Annotated in this window: 1 pseudogene; it reads left to right on the forward strand. The window is 37.4% G+C overall.

From position 1 onward, the window contains the following. Window positions 1–647, forward strand: a pseudogene (locus tag BN338_RS12545) (damage-inducible protein); the annotation flags it as partial.

The following is a 647-nucleotide window of genomic DNA, read 5'->3' on the forward strand; positions in this document are numbered from 1 at the left end:
AAAGTTATCTTTGGTAATCCTCCTTACTCAACTGGGCAAAAAAGTGAAAATGATAATAATGCGAATATAGCCTATACTGCACTTGATGCAAGAATTCGTGATACATATGCATCAAGATCTCAAGCAAAACTAAAAAGAAATTTGTATGATAGCTATATTCGTGCCATTCGCTGGGCTAGTGACCGTATTGATAATGCTGGAGTAATTGGCTTTGTTTCTGGTTCAGGTTACATAGAAAAGTCAACAATGGACGGTTTACGAAAATCTTTAGCCAAAGAATTTAGCAGTATTTACGTACTCAATTTACGAGGAGATATTCGTAAAAATATGTTAAGCAATGGGGCTGCTCAAGAAGGGGAAAATGTTTTTGGCAATGGTAGTATGACCGGTATCGCTATAACGCTCTTTATCAAAAAGCCCAATGTGACTGAATCATGTAAAATTTACTATCACGACATTGGTAGTAATCTTACAACTAAAAGGAAACTTGAGATCCTTGACGAATTTGGCGGTATTGATGGTATTACCCGTGAACAAGGCTGGCAACTCATTACACCAGACAAGCATGGTGACTGGATTCATCAACGTGATGACAGTTTCAACGCCTTTGTAGCCATAGGTTATAAAAAAGGTCATGGTAAAAAGCT

Source organism: Bartonella queenslandensis AUST/NH15, assembly GCF_000312585.1.
Lineage (GTDB): Bacteria > Pseudomonadota > Alphaproteobacteria > Rhizobiales > Rhizobiaceae > Bartonella > Bartonella queenslandensis_A.